Raw genomic sequence first — 657 nt, forward strand, 5'->3', positions numbered from 1 at the left:
GGTGTGAAAACTTGAAAATGGTTTTCTTGACAGACCTTAGAAAACATGATAGGATAGTCAAGTCTATCAATCAAACAGAAGGCTCATAGAGAGCCATTGAGAGAGGGCTATTTGACAACTCAAGTAGCCTTTTCTTATTTTAAAAAAGGAGATTGGAGTTTCAACTATGTCAGAAAAATCGCAATGGGGCTCGAAACTAGGCTTTATTCTAGCATCTGCTGGTTCAGCTATCGGACTTGGAGCAGTTTGGAAATTTCCCTACATGACTGCTGCTAATGGCGGTGGGGGCTTTTTACTAGTCTTTCTCATTTCCACCATTTTAATCGGTTTCCCGCTCCTGCTGGCTGAGTTTGCCCTTGGCCGTAGTGCTGGCGTTTCCGCTATCAAAACCTTTGGAAAACTTGGTAACAATAGCAAGTACAACTTTATCGGTTGGATTGGTGCCTTTGCCCTCTTTATCCTCCTCTCCTTTTACAGTGTTATCGGAGGATGGATTCTGGTCTATCTGGGTATTGAGTTTGGGAAATTGTTCCAACTTGGTGGAACGGGTGATTATGCTCAGTTATTTTCTTCAATCATTTCAAATCCAGCCATTGCCCTAGGAGCTCAAGCAGCCTTTATCTTGTTGAATATCTTTATTGTATCACGTGGGGTTCA

General features: G+C 42.3%; 1 pseudogene. It reads left to right on the forward strand.

The window, feature by feature from the left end:
- Window positions 1-17: 17 nt before the first annotated feature.
- Window positions 18-657, forward strand: a pseudogene (locus tag GMD4S_RS09965) (sodium-dependent transporter); the annotation flags it as partial.

The sequence above is a fragment of the Streptococcus sp. GMD4S genome (assembly GCF_000296955.1).